This window comes from Desulfosoma sp., from assembly GCA_037481875.1.
Lineage (GTDB): Bacteria > Desulfobacterota > Syntrophobacteria > Syntrophobacterales > DSM-9756 > Desulfosoma.
In genome coordinates this window covers 382,036-398,369 of record JBBFKY010000002.1, presented here as the reverse complement: position 1 = coordinate 398,369, position 16,334 = coordinate 382,036, and the positions used below count along the sequence as shown (strand labels likewise).

Below are 16,334 nucleotides of genomic sequence, written 5' to 3'. Positions count from 1 at the left end.
TGTATGTGGGTTTTAAAGCCTTTCACCGCACTGATCGCAAAAAACAGCTTGGGGAAGGTTGGACGCTCCGCAGTGTCGGCATTTCTTTTCCAAGACCTCTTTGGACACCGCATTCCCGCACCGTGGGCAATAGCGGGCGGTAGGAGACAGGTTCTTGCTGCAGTAAGGGCACTGATTGAAAACCACCAGCTGATGTCCGCAGTGAGGGCAAAACTGAGCGTTTTCAGGAACAGAACTGTGGCAGTCCGGGCATTGAGGTCCCGGGGCGCTGTGGCGGTCTGAGGGTTTGTGTTCTCGAAAGGCTTCGGCCATGAGGCCTGGAATCATGAAAGCCAAACCGATTCCAGCCGCTTCGCCGCCTGTTCCCGGGTTTTCCGCAGCTTTTTCCATGGCCGAGGCGGCCTTAAGTTTCAAAAGTTTGTTTAAGTCCTCAAAGGCACCCAGCTTGCTTCGATCGTCGATGGCCCGTTGGACTTCTTCGGGAGGGGTGATGGCATTGATGTAGAGATGCGTGAGGGCCATGCCGAAATGAGAGGCATCTTCTGCGAGGCGTGCCTTGAGCTTTTCTGCCCAAGCGTCGTAGCGGCCGGGTAGATCGAGAAGGCTTGTGAGTTCTTCACCCATAAGGTCGTTCAGTCGAGACACGATAACGCGGCTCAGGTATTCTTCCACATCTTCCGTGGTGAATCGACCTAGGGTGCCTACGAGTCGGTTGATGAACAAAACCGGCTGCACAATACGCACATTGACCACACCGTGGGCTCGAAGACGAACCAGCCCCAAAGCGGCATCTCGAAAGGCTACAGGATCTCGAGTGCCCCATTTGAGGTTGGTAAAGGTCTTGGTGTTGACGAAATAGACTTCCGCTCGAAGCGGGCTGGTGAAAGCCCAAGGAAGACTCAAAAGCTTGGTTAAAATGGGAATGTTGGCGGTTTTGAGTGTGTGACGGCCGGGACCGAAAGCCGCTACGGCTTTCCCTTGGTAAAAAAGGACCGCCACTTGACTTTCGCGCACGGTCAACTGGGCCCCGAACTTGATTTCTCCCGATCCTTCCTCAGGGATGCGATGAAGCATGTCTTTGCCTGAAGGATCAAACCACTCGATGGCTTCCAAAAAAACCACATTGTTCGTTCCCATGAAGCATCCTTTCATGTGTGAGCCAGCCTTACGGGATAATCAACGGCAAAATATGAAAGAGACTTTAAGAAAAAACGGCAACTCTGCCGTTCCGGCCGGAGACTTAACTGAGAACGGATGTAGCAAGCCCCCCGGCGCTCCCTAACCATGGACCGGGCAAGGCCATGAAAAGGTGAGGATTTATTCAAGCCGGAGGAAACTCAGGTCTAACGACCAAAATCAGCGACGGGCCATGGCAGGTCTGCAGGAGTGATCTGTTATCTGCAGGTATTCTTTCCTTTTTCAAACTTATAGGAGCTTCTTAACCGGAATTTGTGACAGACTCGGGCTGACGACGCCGGCAAGACGTTCGAAAACTCGGTAGTGTCAAGCATTTTGTGTAAAATTTCCGCCTTTCAACCATTGCCGTTTAAAATTTTATACAAAACTTTTTACATCACCGAGCAGATTCCACTTCGTTGTGTATGATGGCGGATTCCGGCTTCGCCTTCATCCGCCCTACGGGGGTGTTTCTGGCGGGTGGTGGCGGATTCCGGCTTCGCCTTCATCAGCCCTACAGCCTACAGCCGTGTTCGCCACCATCCTACCCAACCCCGAACCTCGTAGGGCGCATGGAGGCGAAGCCGGAATGCGCCACCCATCCCGTACGGCACCTGCTGCATAGGGCGCATGAAGCGTAGGGCGCATGAAACGAAGCGAAATGCGCCGCCCAGAATGCACCGCTCGGAAAGCCCCACACAAAATGCCCCACCCGAATCCGCCAATTGAGAATGGAGTCGTTGCGTCATGTGTCAAGGCACAAGATGATCGGGTGGCGGTTGAGCCAGGTGGTGGGGGGAGTGGTTTTGTCTGATAACGCTCGGTATTTGATAATGGCGGATTCCGGCTTCGCCTTCATCCGCCCTACGGGTTGCGGGTGCGGGTTGGAGGGGAAATGGCTGATTTTTGCATCCACAGTGGCACGAGTTCGGGCGATCTTGTCAGCGAGAGAAACAGGTGGTAAGGTTTTGAAAAATCACACCAAAAGAAGGAGCCTGTTCCATGAGCCTCCCCGGATCGTCTCTGAGCGAAAGGGAAGTGAAGGATTGGATCGCGCAGAGTGTGGAACAGCTTTTTCGAGAAAAGGTAGATGAACTTTTCTCGGAAAAACTCGCAGCGTTTGTGAAAGAAAACGAACAGCGCGCCCGGGAACTTTCCCTGATGGAAAGGGTGGTTCGGGTCGAGGAAGAGCTGCGAGCCTTCAGGGAAATTCAAATTGCTCATTTTCACGCTTCAGAAAAGCGTTTTGAAGCGATGGAAAAGCGCTTTGAGTCGCTGCAGCGGGAAATGATCGCCCGGTTTGAAGCTGTTGATAAGCGATTTGAAGCCATGGAGAAGCGTTTTGAAGCCATGGAGAAGCGTTTTGAAGCCATGGATAAGCGCTTTGAGGCACTTCAGCGGGAAATCGCCACCCGCTTTGAGGCTGTTGATAAGCGCTTTGAAGCTATGGATAAGCGTTTTGAGGCAGTTCAGCGGGAAATCGCGACCCTCTTTGAGGTTGTTGATAAGCGCTTTGAAGCTCTGCAGCGTGAAATCAGCGCTCGTTTTGAAACGCTGCAACGTGAAACCAATGCTCGTTTTGAAGCTCTACAACGTGAAACCAACGCTCGTTTTGAGGCGCTGCAACGTGAAACCAGCGCTCGCTTTCAGGCCATGGACAAGCGGTTTTCCCAGCTTCAATGGACCATTGGCTTGGGTTTCGGGCTCATGGCGGCGCTCATGGGGACGTTGCGCTTTTTGGGGTAAGCGGAAGCGGATTCCGTTTCGTTGTGTATGGTGGCGGATTGCGCTTCGCTTCATCCGCCCTACGGGGGTACTGGGGATGATGGCGGATTGCGCTTCGCTTCATCCGCCCTACGGGGGTACTGGGGATGATGGCGGATTGCGCTTCGCTTCATCCGCCCTACGGGTTACGGGGGGGTGGTTGGGATAACCGGGCGCTGCTTCAGATAGATCACTTGTGCTTGCAGGAGCCGGTCGACGTTGTTCTTGACCGCCGTGCTGTTGCAGATCAGCGCATCTCAGGGTTGCACCGGGGCGAGGATGGATCCGGCCGGCGCATCCATTGCCCCGGCGCTGCAGGTGGTCTGAAAAGTTGGGTTCAGAAGGAACTCGGGCTCATTCTAAGTTCTTGGAACAGTTCCAAGGACTTTGTCCGAAAAGCCCCTAGACCAAGGTCTTTCATGGCATCTCAAGGGGAGGGGCGAGGCGGCGCCTCGGTCCTACAAACCTGACACTGTGTCCCTTCCTTCGGGCACGGGCTTTGATCTCGCCGGGTATGCGGGCGGAATACCTCCGTTCTCAGCGAAAAATGGGATTTCAGCGAAGATCTTAGCCAGGTCTTCTAGCTGCGGAACGAACCATGCTGAGGGAAGACTTCGACTTTGGGTACAAAGGTCAGCGATCGGTGAGGATTGTGAAAGGCAAGAATTCGAAAAAAGCAGGACGTTCCGGTGGTGTGAACTTTGTCGATTAAAGGTGTTAGACAAAGAGATCCGGGCGGTAACGGTGCATGAGAAGAAGTTCTACGTGCCAGCCCGCCATGATTTCGGCTCCCACCACCTGAAGAATGGCCTTCATGGTTGTGGGTCCGAGCTTTCTTTGAATGTCCTGACAGAAGTAGTTGAGGCAAAAATGGTTCTTGGCCGTAAGAAGGCAGCCTTTATCGCCGAGAAAGAGACACTGGTCCTCGTGGGCATGACGCGTGGGAAGCCGGCAACCCAACAATCGATTGATGAGAAGATGCACCACCGTATAGTTCCATTCCATGTCCGGAAAACAGCACCCTCCAAAAACATGCGCCGCACAGACGCCGCACGCTTCAAAGATGCCTGCATCGGCAAAAGCCGCTCGCGTTCTTTGAATGGCCGCCCTGTAGGCTTCCAGCGCTCGAGCTATAGGCTCATCGGTAAGGATTTCCTCCCCCAGAGCCTCGTAGAGGCGACAGGCCTGCTGCACATGCGAAGCCGTTTCCTGAACCATGGAGAGTTTTCGCATCTCCATTGAGAACCCCTTAGTGCCCATAAGCGATACCATACTTTCCTATTCTACCCCCGACCCGTTCATTCTCCCAAGCCCTAACTTTTTCTTGACATCCACCTTCATGTCTGTCAGGAACTGAACGAGCGCTCGGTTAGAACGTGGCCCAAAAGGGTTTCTTGCACTCGAAACCAAGGAGGAGGTTTTCATGGTCGGCATTGTTGCTTACGGGGCGTTTCTACCCAGGTATCGCTTGGAGAGGAAAACGATCGCCAAAGCCATGGCCTGGATCAATCCCAGCCTATGGGCTCTAGGGGGTGGGGAAAAGGCCGTGGCGGGTGCGGACGAAGACGCCATCACATTGGCGGCTGCGGCGGCGCGAAACGCCTGCCGGTTTCACCCCGATCCCGCCTGCACCGCTCTTTTTGCCGCATCGTCCACATTCCCCTACGCGGAACGTCAGAACGCCGCCATTGTACGGGAGGCTTTAAGCCTCTCGGAAACATCCACCGTTTTGGATGTGACGGGATCGACCCGAGCCGGCACATCGGCTGTATTTGCAGCGGCCGCCCATGTGGCGAGCGGGGCTTCGATGCGAGCGATGGCTGTGGCGGCCGATGCACGGCGTGCCAAAATGGGCGGTCCCGAAGAATTCCTCTTCGGAGACGGTGCAGCGGCCCTCCTGATGGGATCCGATGGTGTTCTCGCCGAACTGGTGGGGTCCTTATCCATAAGTGTCGATTTTCCAGGGCCGGTTCGAGAAAACGAGAAGAAAATAGCGCGATCCTGGGAAGAACGTTGGATTCGGGACGAGGGCTATGTGTCGCTCATTCCTCGAGCCGTCAAAGATTATCTCGCTCGGGAAAAGCTCTCACCAGAGGCTTTTTCTACGGTCATTTACCCTTGCCCGTATCCCAGGGAACACGGCTTGATTGCCGCCAAGCTGGGACTTCCTGCCGAAAAGGTGGCCGATTCTCTTGCGGCTCAGGTGGGAGATACTGGAACGGCTCATCCCCTCCTCATGCTGTGCCGCGTTTTGGAATCGGCTTCCCCGGGAGAGCACATCCTGGTGGTTGGATACGGAAGTGGCGTGGATGTGCTCCACTTTCGGGTCACCGAAGCCGCCGCTTCTTTCAAACCTGCCTGGACATTCGAATCCCTTTTGGCCCGCAGATCCCTGCTCGATTCTTACGAAAAAGCTTTAGCCTTTCGTGAAATGGTCCCCGTGGAAACAGGGCTTCGAGGCGAATTTCAGGCGGAAACACCCCTCTCGGTGCAGTGGCGGTATCGGCGGACCATTTTGGGATTGGAGGGATCTCGGTGTCGTCGGTGCGGCACGCCCCAGTTTCCACCCCAGCGCATCTGTGCCATCGGAGAATGCCAGGCGGTGGATGAGATGGAACCTTACCTTTTTTCCGATAAACCCGGTCGCATCTTCAGCTACACGGGAGACAACCTGGCTTTCTGCCTGGATCCGCCGCAGATCTACGGTATCGTGGACTTTGAAGGGGGAGGGCGCATGATGCTGGATTTCACTGATTGCGCCTTGGAGTCCCTTCATGTGGATCAGCCGGTGGAACTGCATCTTCGACGCAAATACCATGACCCTCAGCGCGGCCTTCACACCTATTTCTGGAAGGCCGTTCCTGTGGCATCGGCGCGTAAGTAAAGAAGGGGGAGAACCATGGCGACAGGAATCAAAGACAAAGTGGCGATTATCGGCATGGGGTGCACTCGGTTCGGAGAACGCTGGAACGATGGAGCCGAAGACCTCATGGTGGAAGCCTTCTCGGAAGCGTTGCAGGATGCGGGCATAGAGAAGAAGGAGATTGAAGCGGCTTGGCTGGGCACCTGTTTCGATGAGGTGAATGTGGGCAAAAGCGCCATTCCCTTGGCGCAGGCGCTGAAACTTCCAAGCATTCCCGTCACCCGTGTAGAAAACTTTTGCGCCACGGGCACTGAAGCCTTTCGTGGAGCCTGCTACGCTGTGGCTTCGGGAGCCTGCCGCATCGCCTTGGCCCTTGGGGTGGAAAAGCTGAAAGATACGGGGTACGGAGGTCTTCCCGGCTTCGACACGGCCATGGGCACTTTGAACCGTTTCATTCTTCCTAACTTTACGGCGCCCGGCGGCTTTGCGCTCATGGCCACACGCTACTTCGCCAAGTACGGCATTTCGCCGGAAGAAGGCAAAATGGCCTTGGCAAGGATTTCCTCTAAGAGTCATCGTTGCGGGGCGTTAAATCCCAAGGCACACCTGCGTAAAGAGGTTTCTCCGGAACAGGTGGTCAAAGCCCCCATCATCGCCTGGCCTTTGGGCTTGTTCGATTGCTGCGGTGTCAGTGATGGAGCGGCCGCTGCCATTGTGACCACGCCGGATGTGGCCCGTGGTTTAGGAAAAACCCCTGTGCTCGTCAAAGCGCTCCAAATCGCCGCCACCTCCGGCGAAGAGATGCTGACGACACGCTGGGACGGCACCTACCTTAAAACCACCACCGAAGCGGCCAAAAGGGCGTATCTGGAAGCCGGGATCACGAGACCTCGCGAGGAATTGAGCGTCCTTGAAGTGCACGACTGCTTTTCCATTACCGAACTGGTCACCTATGAAGACCTGCAGATTTCCGAACGAGGTCGTGCCATTCGGGACATTAACGACGGCTTTTTTGAACTGGAAGGAAAGATTCCGTGCCAATCCGATGGAGGACTCAAATGTTTCGGGCATCCCATCGGAGCGTCCGGCATACGGATGATCTATGAGGTTTACAACCAGCTGTTGCATCGGGCCGGCCCGCGCCAGATTGCGAATCCCCGCTTGGGTCTCACCCATAACCTGGGCGGTATTCCATCGTTCAGTGTGTGCAGTGTCGGTATCTTCGGCCTTTAAACCACTTGGTCAAAAAGGAGAGCCTCTTGATTCTCGCCTCACCCGAACGCATCAAGGAATACACCCGCAAAGGTTGTTGGGGCAGCCGAACCCTTTTGGATGATTTCAAGCAGCATGCCCGTGATATGCCGGAGGCAACGGCCATCATCGATCCTCTGAACAAAGAAGCGCTCCTGGGAACAAGGCCCGAACGTATCCCATACGCTGACTTCGATCGAGCGGTGGAGGCGACGGCGTCCGCCCTTCGCTCCGAAGGTATCGACAAAGACGATATTGTGTTGGTGCAATTACCCAATTGCTGGGAACTGGCCATGCTTTACCTGGCTATTGCTCGAGCGGGTGGTGTTATTTCTCCCATGCCCATGCAGTGGCGCTCCAAAGAAGTCGCCTACGTGGCGGAACTCACGGAAGCCAAGGCCATCATCACCGTGGAACAGTTTCACGGTTTTGAGCATCGAGCCATGGCCGAAGAAGTGGCCCAAAAGGTTCCGACCCTCAAAAAAGTTTATACCTATGACGACGTAAGGCGGATGATTCAGGAAAAGCCGGATCCGAGCCTCAATCTTGTTCGTGTGGATGCCGACGACATTTTTACCATCTGCTGGACTTCAGGCACGGAGGCTCAACCCAAAGGATGCCCCTTGAGCCATAACAACTGGAGGTGTCAGGCAGCCATTGCTTTGGCAAGCGGCATGCAACCCGGCGATATCATGCTCACCGCCGGTCCCTTGGTCAACATGGCTTCCATAGGCACTGTCTATGTACCCTGGCTACGTTTCGGCGGAACCGTGGTCTTGCACCATCCCTTTGATCCTCAGCTTTTGCTTAAACAAATGGTTCAGGAACGAATTCAGTACACACTTTTGGTGCCGGCCGTGGTGAATCTTATCTTGAAACATCCTGCGGCTCAGGGAGTGGGTTTAAGTTCGGTGCGCGTGATCACCGTGGGATCGGCTCCTCCTTCTTTGTGGTCCATGGAAGAATTCAAGAGACGCTGGAATGTGGACATTGGAAACATCTGGGGCCAGAACGAAGGCACGGCGTTGGTTTCCGGAGTGCAAGAAGTGCCGGACATGGCGGTTCGTGTGGATCACCTGCCGCGTTACGGAGTCCCCGGCGTCGAATGGGCGACCCCTATGGCCAAATTCGTCCAAACCAAGGTGGTGGGTCCCGACGGGACAGAACTCACAGAAAACGGGGCCGTTGGGGAGCTGCTCTACCGGGGTCCCAACGTGATTCCCGGATATTTCAAACGACCCGATCTCAATGCTCACGCTTTTGACACCGAAGGTTATTTTCGCACAGGCGATCTCTTTCAAATTTCCGGCGATCGTTACCTGAAGTTCTTTGAACGGGCAAAGGACATCATCATTCGAGGAGGCTACAACATCAGCGCTCAGGAAGTGGAAAATGTTCTTTTGGCTCACCCGGCCGTTCAGGACGTGGCCGCGGTCGGCATGCCCGACGAGAACCTTGGGGAAAGAACCTGCGTCTACGTGGTCCCTAAACCCGGACAGACGATCACTCTGGAAGATCTGACTCGCTACATGAAAGAACAAGGCGTGGCCACCTACAAACTGCCGGAACACCTGGAAGTCGTGGAGGCCATTCCTCGAAATCCCGTAGGGAAAATCCTCAAGAAAGAGCTGCGCAAGGATATACGAAAGAAACTAGGCATGTAAGCGGATTTCGCGATTCCATGGAGCAAGACGAAAGCGAACAAACCAAGAGCGATCATGGATGGAGAACACTGGAAGGGAAGCAGGAGGGAGAATCCATGGAAAAAATGCTGGAAGGGAGAGTGTGTTTGATTACGGGAGCCGGCCGTGGCATTGGTCGAGCGGCGGCATTGCTTTTTGCGTCGGAGGGAGCCAAAGTGGTCGTGAGCGATCTGGATGCGGAGCCGGCTCAGGAAGTGGTTCGAGAAATTCAAAGTCGAGGTGGGCAAGCCGTCGCCGTCGTCGGTGATGTAACCGCCGACGGCTTTGCAGAAAAGTTCGTGCAGGCCGCTGTGGATGCCTTTGGGCCGGACATCCATGTGATCGTCAACAATGCAGGCTATACCTGGGATGCCGTGGTCCATAAAATGACCGATGAGCAGTGGGAAGCCATGCTCAAGGTGCATTGCACGGCTCCTTTTCGCATTGTGAGGGCCGCAGCGCCATACATTCGAGAAAACGCCAAAAGGGAAGCGGAACAAGGCCGTGTGGTCATGCGAAAGATCATCAACGTGAGTTCGGTTGCGGGTACGGACGGCAACGCCGGTCAGGCCAACTATTCCACAGCCAAATCTGGGATTTTGGGTTTCACCAAAACCTTGGCCAAGGAATGGGGACGACTCAATGTGAACGTGAACGCCGTGGCCTATGGCTGGATTGAAACACGACTCACCCAACCCAAGGCCGAAGATACAGTGCTGGAAAAAAATGGCAAAAAGATCGCCATCGGAGTGCCCAAAAACCAGCTGGAAGCTTTCCGTATGATGATCCCTCTGGGGCGCCCGGGAACTCCCGAAGAGGCCGCTCGAGTCATGCTGTTTCTGGCCTCACCCCTTTCCGACTATGTCTCCGGGCAGGTGATTAAGGTGACAGGTGGCTGGTAGAGGTGTGAACTCGTAAACTCGTAAATCGTAACTCATTAGGTCCTTAAGTCGCCCGCTGGAATAAGGAATGCCCTGGCTGAACTGTAGGGCGGACCGATGTGTCGCTCGAAAAAACGGGCGGCATGTTGGGAACGGCCAGCCTTGGAAGGTGACAGGGCGAAGTCGAGAAATCGTAAATCGTGAATGGGGAAATCGTAAGGTGAGGGGTGGATTTGGGAATGGCCTGGCTGGACTGTAGGGGGGACCGATGTGTCCGCCCCAAAAGGCCCCGGGTTTGTTACGGAATAACCGTGGCGGTTTGGCGTCTGATTCGGTTTTTGATCCGGCGATCGAAATGATTTTTGGGATGAACAGCCCGTATTCCGGGCGTCGGCGAACAAGGATTTTTCCCAGGAGGTGATCCATGATTGATGTCAGTCAAGTGGGGCTGAGCCTTGGTCCTTTTGAACATTCCATGCATTGGCGAAATATCATTCTTTACCATTTGGGCATCGGCTTTGGCGCATCGGATTTGGACTATGTGTATGAACGCACTCCAGGAGGCCTCAAGGTCTGCCCGTCTTATGCGGTCATTCCTGTTTTTCATCCTTTTTTTGAAGTTTTGGATCGGCTGAAAATTGATCTCAAAACAGTCCTTCACGGTGAAGAAGCCATTCGGCTGCACCGACCTCTGCCTTCCTCGGGCAAGCTTCTAAGTACCGTAAAGGTGAGCGGCATCTATGACAAGAAAAAGGCTGCCCTGGTGGTTCTGGAAACGCTCACCAAGGACGAAGAAGGCACGATGATCAGTGAGACGAGGATGAGCCTTTTCTGTCGTGGGCTTGGTGGCTGGGGCGGCGATCCCGGGCCCAAGGCGGAGGCCATTGCGGTGCCGAAAGATAAGAGTCCGGACTTTGATATTTCCTACAAAACTTCGCCGAACCAGGCGGCAATCTATCGTCTTTCAGGGGATGTGAATCCCTTGCATATCGATCCTAAAGCTGCGGAAGCGGCCGGCTTTCCCAAACCGATTCTCCATGGACTATGTACTTTCGGTTTTGCCACTCGAGCGATCCTTGAAGGCGCCTGCAGCGGAGATCCGGCCCGTTTCAAATCCTTTCAGGTGCGGTTCGCCGACGTGGTTTATCCCGGAGACACCATCACAACACGTGGATGGTCTCTGGGCGATGGACGCTATGTGATTGAAGCGGCCACGGAACGTGCCGTGGTTCTTTCCCATGCGCTGGCCGAAGTGGGCTGAGTTTTCTTGTTAGGCTGCTTTCAGGGTGTCCGACAATAAAGGAAGCTCACGGTTTTCCTGGAAGCAGGGGCCTCCGATCCGCACCACAGCCGGGCTGGGGAGGCCGGCGCTCCCAGCTAAATGGCCGTTCTGAGGCAAACACAGTGGGATTCGTGCGTTGACGAACGCGCCTTGGGTGCGGCATAAGAGGCGCGAACGGATCACCCGGGAAATCCCCCTCGGTGACCGCAAGGGAAGGGAGAAGGCATGGAGGGACTGTATCGCGAAGAGCACCACATCTTTCGTGAATCCTTTCGAAGATTTGTGGAACGGGAAGTGGCGCCGCACATAGAGCGTTGGGAAGAGGAGGGCATGGTTTCCCGGGATGTGTGGCGGGCCATGGGAAAGGCCGGATTTTTGTGCCCGTGGCTTCCCGAAGAATACGGTGGAAGTGAAGCGGATTTTCTCTATTCGGTGATTATCACCGAGGAGTTGGCCAAAGCGGGGGCCGTAAGTTTGATGGCGCCGTTGCACAGTGACATCGTAGCTCCCTATATCGCCGCCCTAGGTACTCAAGAACAAAAGAAACGATGGCTTCCAGGGGCGGCTCAAGGAGAAATCGTCTTGGCTGTGGCCATGACCGAACCCGATGCGGGATCCGATCTGGCCTCCATTCGCACTCGAGCCGAAAAGGTTGGGAATCATTGGGTCATTAACGGCCAGAAGACCTTTATTTCCAATGGCATTCTGGCGGACCTGGTCATTGTGGCGTGCCGTACAGGAGCTGTGGATTCCGGTGCCAAAGGCATCAGCCTCATTTGTGTGGAACGTGAAGCCCCCGGTTTTCAGCGAGGCCGAAAGCTCAAAAAAATGGGTCTGCACGCTCAGGATACGGCGGAACTCATCTTTGACGATTGCCGCGTGCCTGCGGAAAATCTTCTGGGAACGCTCAACCGCGGCTTTTACCACATGATGGATCACCTGCAGCAGGAGCGTCTTATGGCCTGCATTATGGGCCAGGCCATGGCGGAAGCCATGCTCGCCATGACCGTGGAATACGCTCGAGGGCGCAAGGCCTTTGGACGTCCCATAGCGTCCTTTCAGCACAACGCTTTCACCATCGTGGATATGGCCACAGAAGTGAAGCTTGGGCGTACCTTTTTGGAACGTCTCATCGCCGACCACATGGCCGGAAAGGATATCGTGACGGACGTCTCCATGGGAAAAGCCTGGATCGGGGAAATGGCCAACCGAGTGGCCTACCGATGTGTCCAGCTCCACGGTGGATACGGGTACATGGAAGAATATCCTATAAGTCGATTTTATCGCGATGTGCGGCCGATTCCGATCTTTGCGGGAACGACCGAAGTGATGAAACTCATTGTGGCCAAGCGCATGCAACTCATTTGAGGACCCAAAGGAGGGGAAGATGAACTTCGATCTGCCTGAAGAACTTAAAATCTTGAAGGAAGAAGCTTACAAATTCGCCGTTCGAGAATTTACTCCGGTATCCAAGGAATGTGACCGGGAAGAAAAGTTTCCACGTGAAGTTTGGAAAAAAGCCTGCGAATATGGATTCATCGGGGCATGGATACCAGAAGAATATGGGGGTGCGGGGGCAGGGTTTCTGGCCAACACGATTATCACCGAACAATTCAGTCGCATCGATATGGGCATCGGCCTGATCACCGCCGCTTGTTTTGGGTCGGAAAACATCTACCTTTACGGTTCCGAAGAACAGAAGAAAACCTATCTTCCCAAGTTGGCTTCAGGTGAGATTATTTTCGCCGGCGCTTATACGGAACCCAATGCGGGAACAGATGTGGCGGGTATTCGTACCAGAGCCGTTCGTGAAGGAGACCACTACATTTTGAACGGTCAAAAGATGTTTATCACCAACGGAACGGTCTGCGATTATTTTTGCGTCTTTTGTGTCACAAATCCGGACGCTCCACGCCACAAGCGCTTCAGCCTGCTCATTGTGGATGCCAAGTCTCCCGGCATCACGCGCAATAAGATTCACGGCAAGATGGGTATTCGCGCCAGCGACACGGCGGAAATCAGCTTTGAAGATGTGAAGGTTCCCGTGGAAAACCTGGTGGGGCAGGAAGGCAACGGCTTCTATCAGCTCATGGACTTTTTCAACACCACGCGCGCCATGGTGGCCGGCCAAGGGGTAGGGCTTGCCCAAGGGGCTTTGGACAAGGCCGCGCAGTACGTGCAAGAACGAACGGCTTTTGGGCAGCCTTTGGCCAATTTTCAAGGGGTTCAGTTCCAGCTTGCTGAAATGGCCACACGCATCGAGCTGGCTCGACAACTGACCTACAAAGCAGCTTGGATGGTGGACCAGGGACGAATCGACCCGAAATTAAGCGCTATGGCCAAGTATTACGCCGGTGAAACCGCTGTGTGGGTGGCGGACAAGGCATTGCAGCTCCATGGCGGTTACGGCTATATTGATGAATACGATGTGCAGCGCTTTTACCGGGACGCTAAGATCCTGGAAATTTACGAAGGCACGAAAGAAGCGGAAAAAATGACCATCGCCAAGATCGTGCTCAAGGAATACGCAAAAGGTTAAGAACTCTTTCAGGAAAGGCTTTGCGTGAAGGAAGACAGGAAAGATACGGCGGCCGAGATCCTCAAGGCCGCCCGCCAGCTTTTTTACGAAAAAGGCTACGAGGCGGCCAGTACTCGACAAATTTCCGCTCGCGTCGGCATCAGTAAGGCCGCCTTGTACCATCATTTTCGAAACAAGGAAGAGATTCTTTTTCGTATTTGCACGGAGGCCGCCGATGAGCTGGTGGAAAACATGCGTCGAGCCATTGCCCGCAATGTTGCTTCCGACAAATCTTTGAAGGAACAATTAACCGATATCCTTATAGAATATTCAAAAACCTACCTTAAAAACGAGAACTTCAACAAAATCCTGTTTCACGATATGGAATATCTGCCGGAAGACAAAAAGCGGATCATCCTGGATAAGGAAAAAGAAAATGTGCATCAGTTGCGGGCGTTTCTCGTGTCTTTGATGGATCAGGGAATCGTTCGGCGCATCAACCCCACCGTCATGACCTTTTCTCTCATCAGCTCCCTGCACTGGCTCTACTTTTGGTTTAACCCTGAGGGGCCGTTGTCTTTGGAAGAAGTTGTCCAGGAAATCGCCGATCTCTTTCTTCACGGCATGCTTGTGTCGTGACGCAGCCTTTTAAAAGGAACTCGTCTTTCCGAAACAAGAGAAATCGGTCGTATGAGCAGAAAGTCGGCTTGTGCACGCATGGATGCAAGCCCATTTATCAGTACCTTTTACGGCCGAGAAGCTGTCGAAGGGACCTGCGCCGTAAAGGCAAGGGTCTGCGTGTGCGGGATCACGGTGTAGTCTGGAAGGAAGGCCGGGATGAGAAAAGACTGCCCCTTGTGGTAGGGGATAGAGCCGGTGGCATTGTTTGCGTTCCAGACAATTTCACCACGTCCTTGGATAATGAAAAGGATTTCCGGGCCTTCCGGTCGTTGCATGGGGATCTTCGTCCGCGCCTTTAGGATCCAGCGGTGGATTTCAAAGGCTTCGCAGGGAACCTTGTAGGCTGTATGCGAGCCCTGGCTTGGTGTCATGATAAGGGGTTTGTAAGGTTCAAAGTGTAACACCTGGAGCATGGCGTTGAAGTCCTTGTGTTTAGGGGTGAGTCCTAGGCGAATCACATTGTCTGAATTGGTCATGCATTCCACAATGTTTCCAGCAAGATAGGCGTGGGGAAGACCTGGTGCCAAAAAAATAGCTTGGCCTGGCAAAAGTTCCACGGGATTCAGGAAGAGCAGCACGAGAAGTCCGACGTCGGCGGGGCCGTATTTTGCCATAAGTTCCTGAAAAAGGTCGGCCATGGTTCCGAAAGGTTCTGGAGCCTCTCGGATTCGTTTGGCGGTTGCCGTAACGGTGAAAGCCAGGGCGTCTTTATTCTTTTGGGCTTTTTTGAGCAGGCGAGAGAAGGCTTTTTTGAGGAAACCCGAACCTCGGTCCGAATGAAGAGAATCGGCCTCTAAAAAGGTGGCGACTTCAGAGAAGACTCGAAAAACTTCATACCAGCCTTCAACAGGTTTGAATCCCAAAAGAGCTTTAAAACGTGAAAGTGCTACCGCGATTTCCGGCTTGGGATTGGGATCCGGGTAGTGAAGAGGGTCCTGTAAATGAAGAAGCCGAGCTTGTGTCGCGTCTGGATGCGCTTGAATGGAAAGAGGTTCCGCCGCAGAAAGGATTTTGAAAAGAAAAGGCCAAGAGCCGCCGAAGTCTTGTGTCACTCGAGACCCCATGATTTCCAGAGGCCACCGGGTAATGGCTTCCGGTAAAGGCATTTTCGATCCGTCGGGAAATTCCAAGAACGATGGATCCGATGGGTGGGCTCCGACCCACAGTTCGGCATAGGGCCGTTTTTCAAGAGAAGTTACTTTCAAAAGCCGGGCAATAAAGGCCGATGGGCCTCGTTCTCCCCACTCGTAATGACGTACAGGGTTCTTCAGGCGATAAGGACATTGGATTAGACGCGCGGATGCTGTCATGAAACCTCCTCTCTTGAGTGGCTGGCACGGCCTAGGAACGCATTCTTTTTATCACTTTCCCATTGACCGCCTCTAGGGGCTTCGCTAGGGTGAGTCTGTATTCCCAAGATTCTCACAAATACGTGATGACGGGATCATAATTTGAGTTGCCTTTGGGATCATTTCGATGCCTTGAAGTATGAGGTGGTCAAGACGGGCCGGTTGGGGACCGGAATCTTGAAAGGAATTCGACGAAAACTGGTGGGGCCGTGACAACAATTAAGTGTTGTGATTCAGATCTTGAGCTTTAATTCTAACGTGGCGATCAAGGCCAATCACAAGGCGTCCATGGCTGCCTGCGTTGAAGTCATGTGGCTGGACTCCACCCTGAAGTAAAAAATCTATGCAACGGCACCTTTTGTTTTAGGCGGCTTTCGTACCAGACGAAAAGCTCTTGGTTTTTCGGCGAACGGGAACGATCCCAGCACCAATTCTCTGGATATAGACAACGACCTTAAAAAGAACGCCTTCGGCTACGGGTTCAGACTTGGGCGGCACCTGAAACCTATGGATTGGTTGGCTGTGGGAGCGTTTTATCCCAGCAAAGTGAAACAACACCTCGATGGTGAGGCAGAATTCACAAAGTTTGCGGCTTCAACATCGAGGCTTTTTCTACCCGCCGCTTCCCCCTGATTTAAGGGCACCGGAGCCGAAGCCTGGGTTGGCCTTCCGGACGTGCTCTTTTGGGGTGTGGGCCCTTCACCCCAATGGATTGACTTTTAGTGGAATTGGGTGCCATTCGAATGGATGGATCAGTTATTGCGAAGTCACAATCAATGATGAGGATGCTGTTCGTGGCGCCTAACCAGTGCCACCAAGAACAAAAACTGGAAAGATCTCCGGCCAATCACTATCGGGGCTGAACATAAAGTGAAGGACCGGATGGA

General features: G+C 53.9%; 12 protein-coding genes. 9 read left to right on the top strand and 3 right to left on the bottom strand.

Annotation, left to right across the window (positions count from 1 at the left end; all coding sequences use genetic code 11):
* Positions 1-12 precede the first annotated feature (12 nt).
* Positions 13-1,137 (bottom strand): SPFH domain-containing protein, encoded by a 1,125-nt coding sequence (locus WHS46_04570; GenBank protein ID MEJ5347946.1) that lies wholly within the window; start codon positions 1,135-1,137, stop codon positions 13-15.
* 1,041 nt (positions 1,138-2,178) lie between these two features.
* On the opposite strand from WHS46_04570, the gene WHS46_04565 reads away from it, so the two are divergent.
* A complete protein-coding gene (locus WHS46_04565) occupies positions 2,179-2,922 on the top strand; it encodes a hypothetical protein (protein ID MEJ5347945.1) in 744 nt (247 codons plus the stop codon).
* A 735-nt stretch (positions 2,923-3,657) separates the two neighbouring features.
* Here WHS46_04565 and WHS46_04560 read toward each other — a convergent pair.
* Entirely contained in the window at positions 3,658-4,179 is a 522-nt protein-coding gene (locus WHS46_04560; protein ID MEJ5347944.1) for a hypothetical protein, read from the bottom strand.
* A 184-nt stretch (positions 4,180-4,363) separates the two neighbouring features.
* On the opposite strand from WHS46_04560, the gene WHS46_04555 reads away from it, so the two are divergent.
* The 8 genes from WHS46_04555 to WHS46_04520 all read left to right on the top strand — a co-directional run bounded on the left by WHS46_04555 (position 4,364) and on the right by WHS46_04520 (position 14,056).
* The gene (locus tag WHS46_04555; protein ID MEJ5347943.1) at positions 4,364-5,824 is read left to right on the top strand and encodes an OB-fold domain-containing protein; all 1,461 of its coding nucleotides are present in this window, start codon (positions 4,364-4,366) and stop codon (positions 5,822-5,824) included.
* Between the two features lie 15 nt (positions 5,825-5,839).
* Positions 5,840-7,036 (top strand): acetyl-CoA acetyltransferase, encoded by a 1,197-nt coding sequence (locus WHS46_04550; protein MEJ5347942.1) that lies wholly within the window; start codon positions 5,840-5,842, stop codon positions 7,034-7,036.
* Positions 7,037-7,062: 26 nt separating this feature from the next.
* Complete coding sequence (locus tag WHS46_04545) at positions 7,063-8,718, top strand: class I adenylate-forming enzyme family protein (protein MEJ5347941.1); 1,656 nt, start codon at positions 7,063-7,065, stop codon at positions 8,716-8,718.
* A 95-nt stretch (positions 8,719-8,813) separates the two neighbouring features.
* Entirely contained in the window at positions 8,814-9,638 is an 825-nt protein-coding gene (locus WHS46_04540; GenBank protein MEJ5347940.1) for an SDR family NAD(P)-dependent oxidoreductase, read from the top strand.
* Between the two features lie 403 nt (positions 9,639-10,041).
* Entirely contained in the window at positions 10,042-10,878 is an 837-nt protein-coding gene (locus WHS46_04535) for a MaoC/PaaZ C-terminal domain-containing protein (protein MEJ5347939.1), read from the top strand.
* A gap of 246 nt (positions 10,879-11,124) precedes the next feature.
* Entirely contained in the window at positions 11,125-12,267 is a 1,143-nt protein-coding gene (locus WHS46_04530) for an acyl-CoA dehydrogenase family protein (protein ID MEJ5347938.1), read from the top strand.
* A 19-nt stretch (positions 12,268-12,286) separates the two neighbouring features.
* Entirely contained in the window at positions 12,287-13,438 is a 1,152-nt protein-coding gene (locus WHS46_04525; protein ID MEJ5347937.1) for an acyl-CoA dehydrogenase family protein, read from the top strand.
* 24 nt (positions 13,439-13,462) lie between these two features.
* Positions 13,463-14,056 (top strand): TetR/AcrR family transcriptional regulator, encoded by a 594-nt coding sequence (locus WHS46_04520; GenBank protein ID MEJ5347936.1) that lies wholly within the window; start codon positions 13,463-13,465, stop codon positions 14,054-14,056.
* A 107-nt stretch (positions 14,057-14,163) separates the two neighbouring features.
* Here the strand turns inward: WHS46_04520 and manA are convergent, their stop codons facing one another.
* The gene (gene manA / locus WHS46_04515; protein MEJ5347935.1) at positions 14,164-15,408 is read right to left on the bottom strand and encodes a mannose-6-phosphate isomerase, class I; all 1,245 of its coding nucleotides are present in this window, start codon (positions 15,406-15,408) and stop codon (positions 14,164-14,166) included.
* Positions 15,409-16,334: the final 926 nt, after the last annotated feature.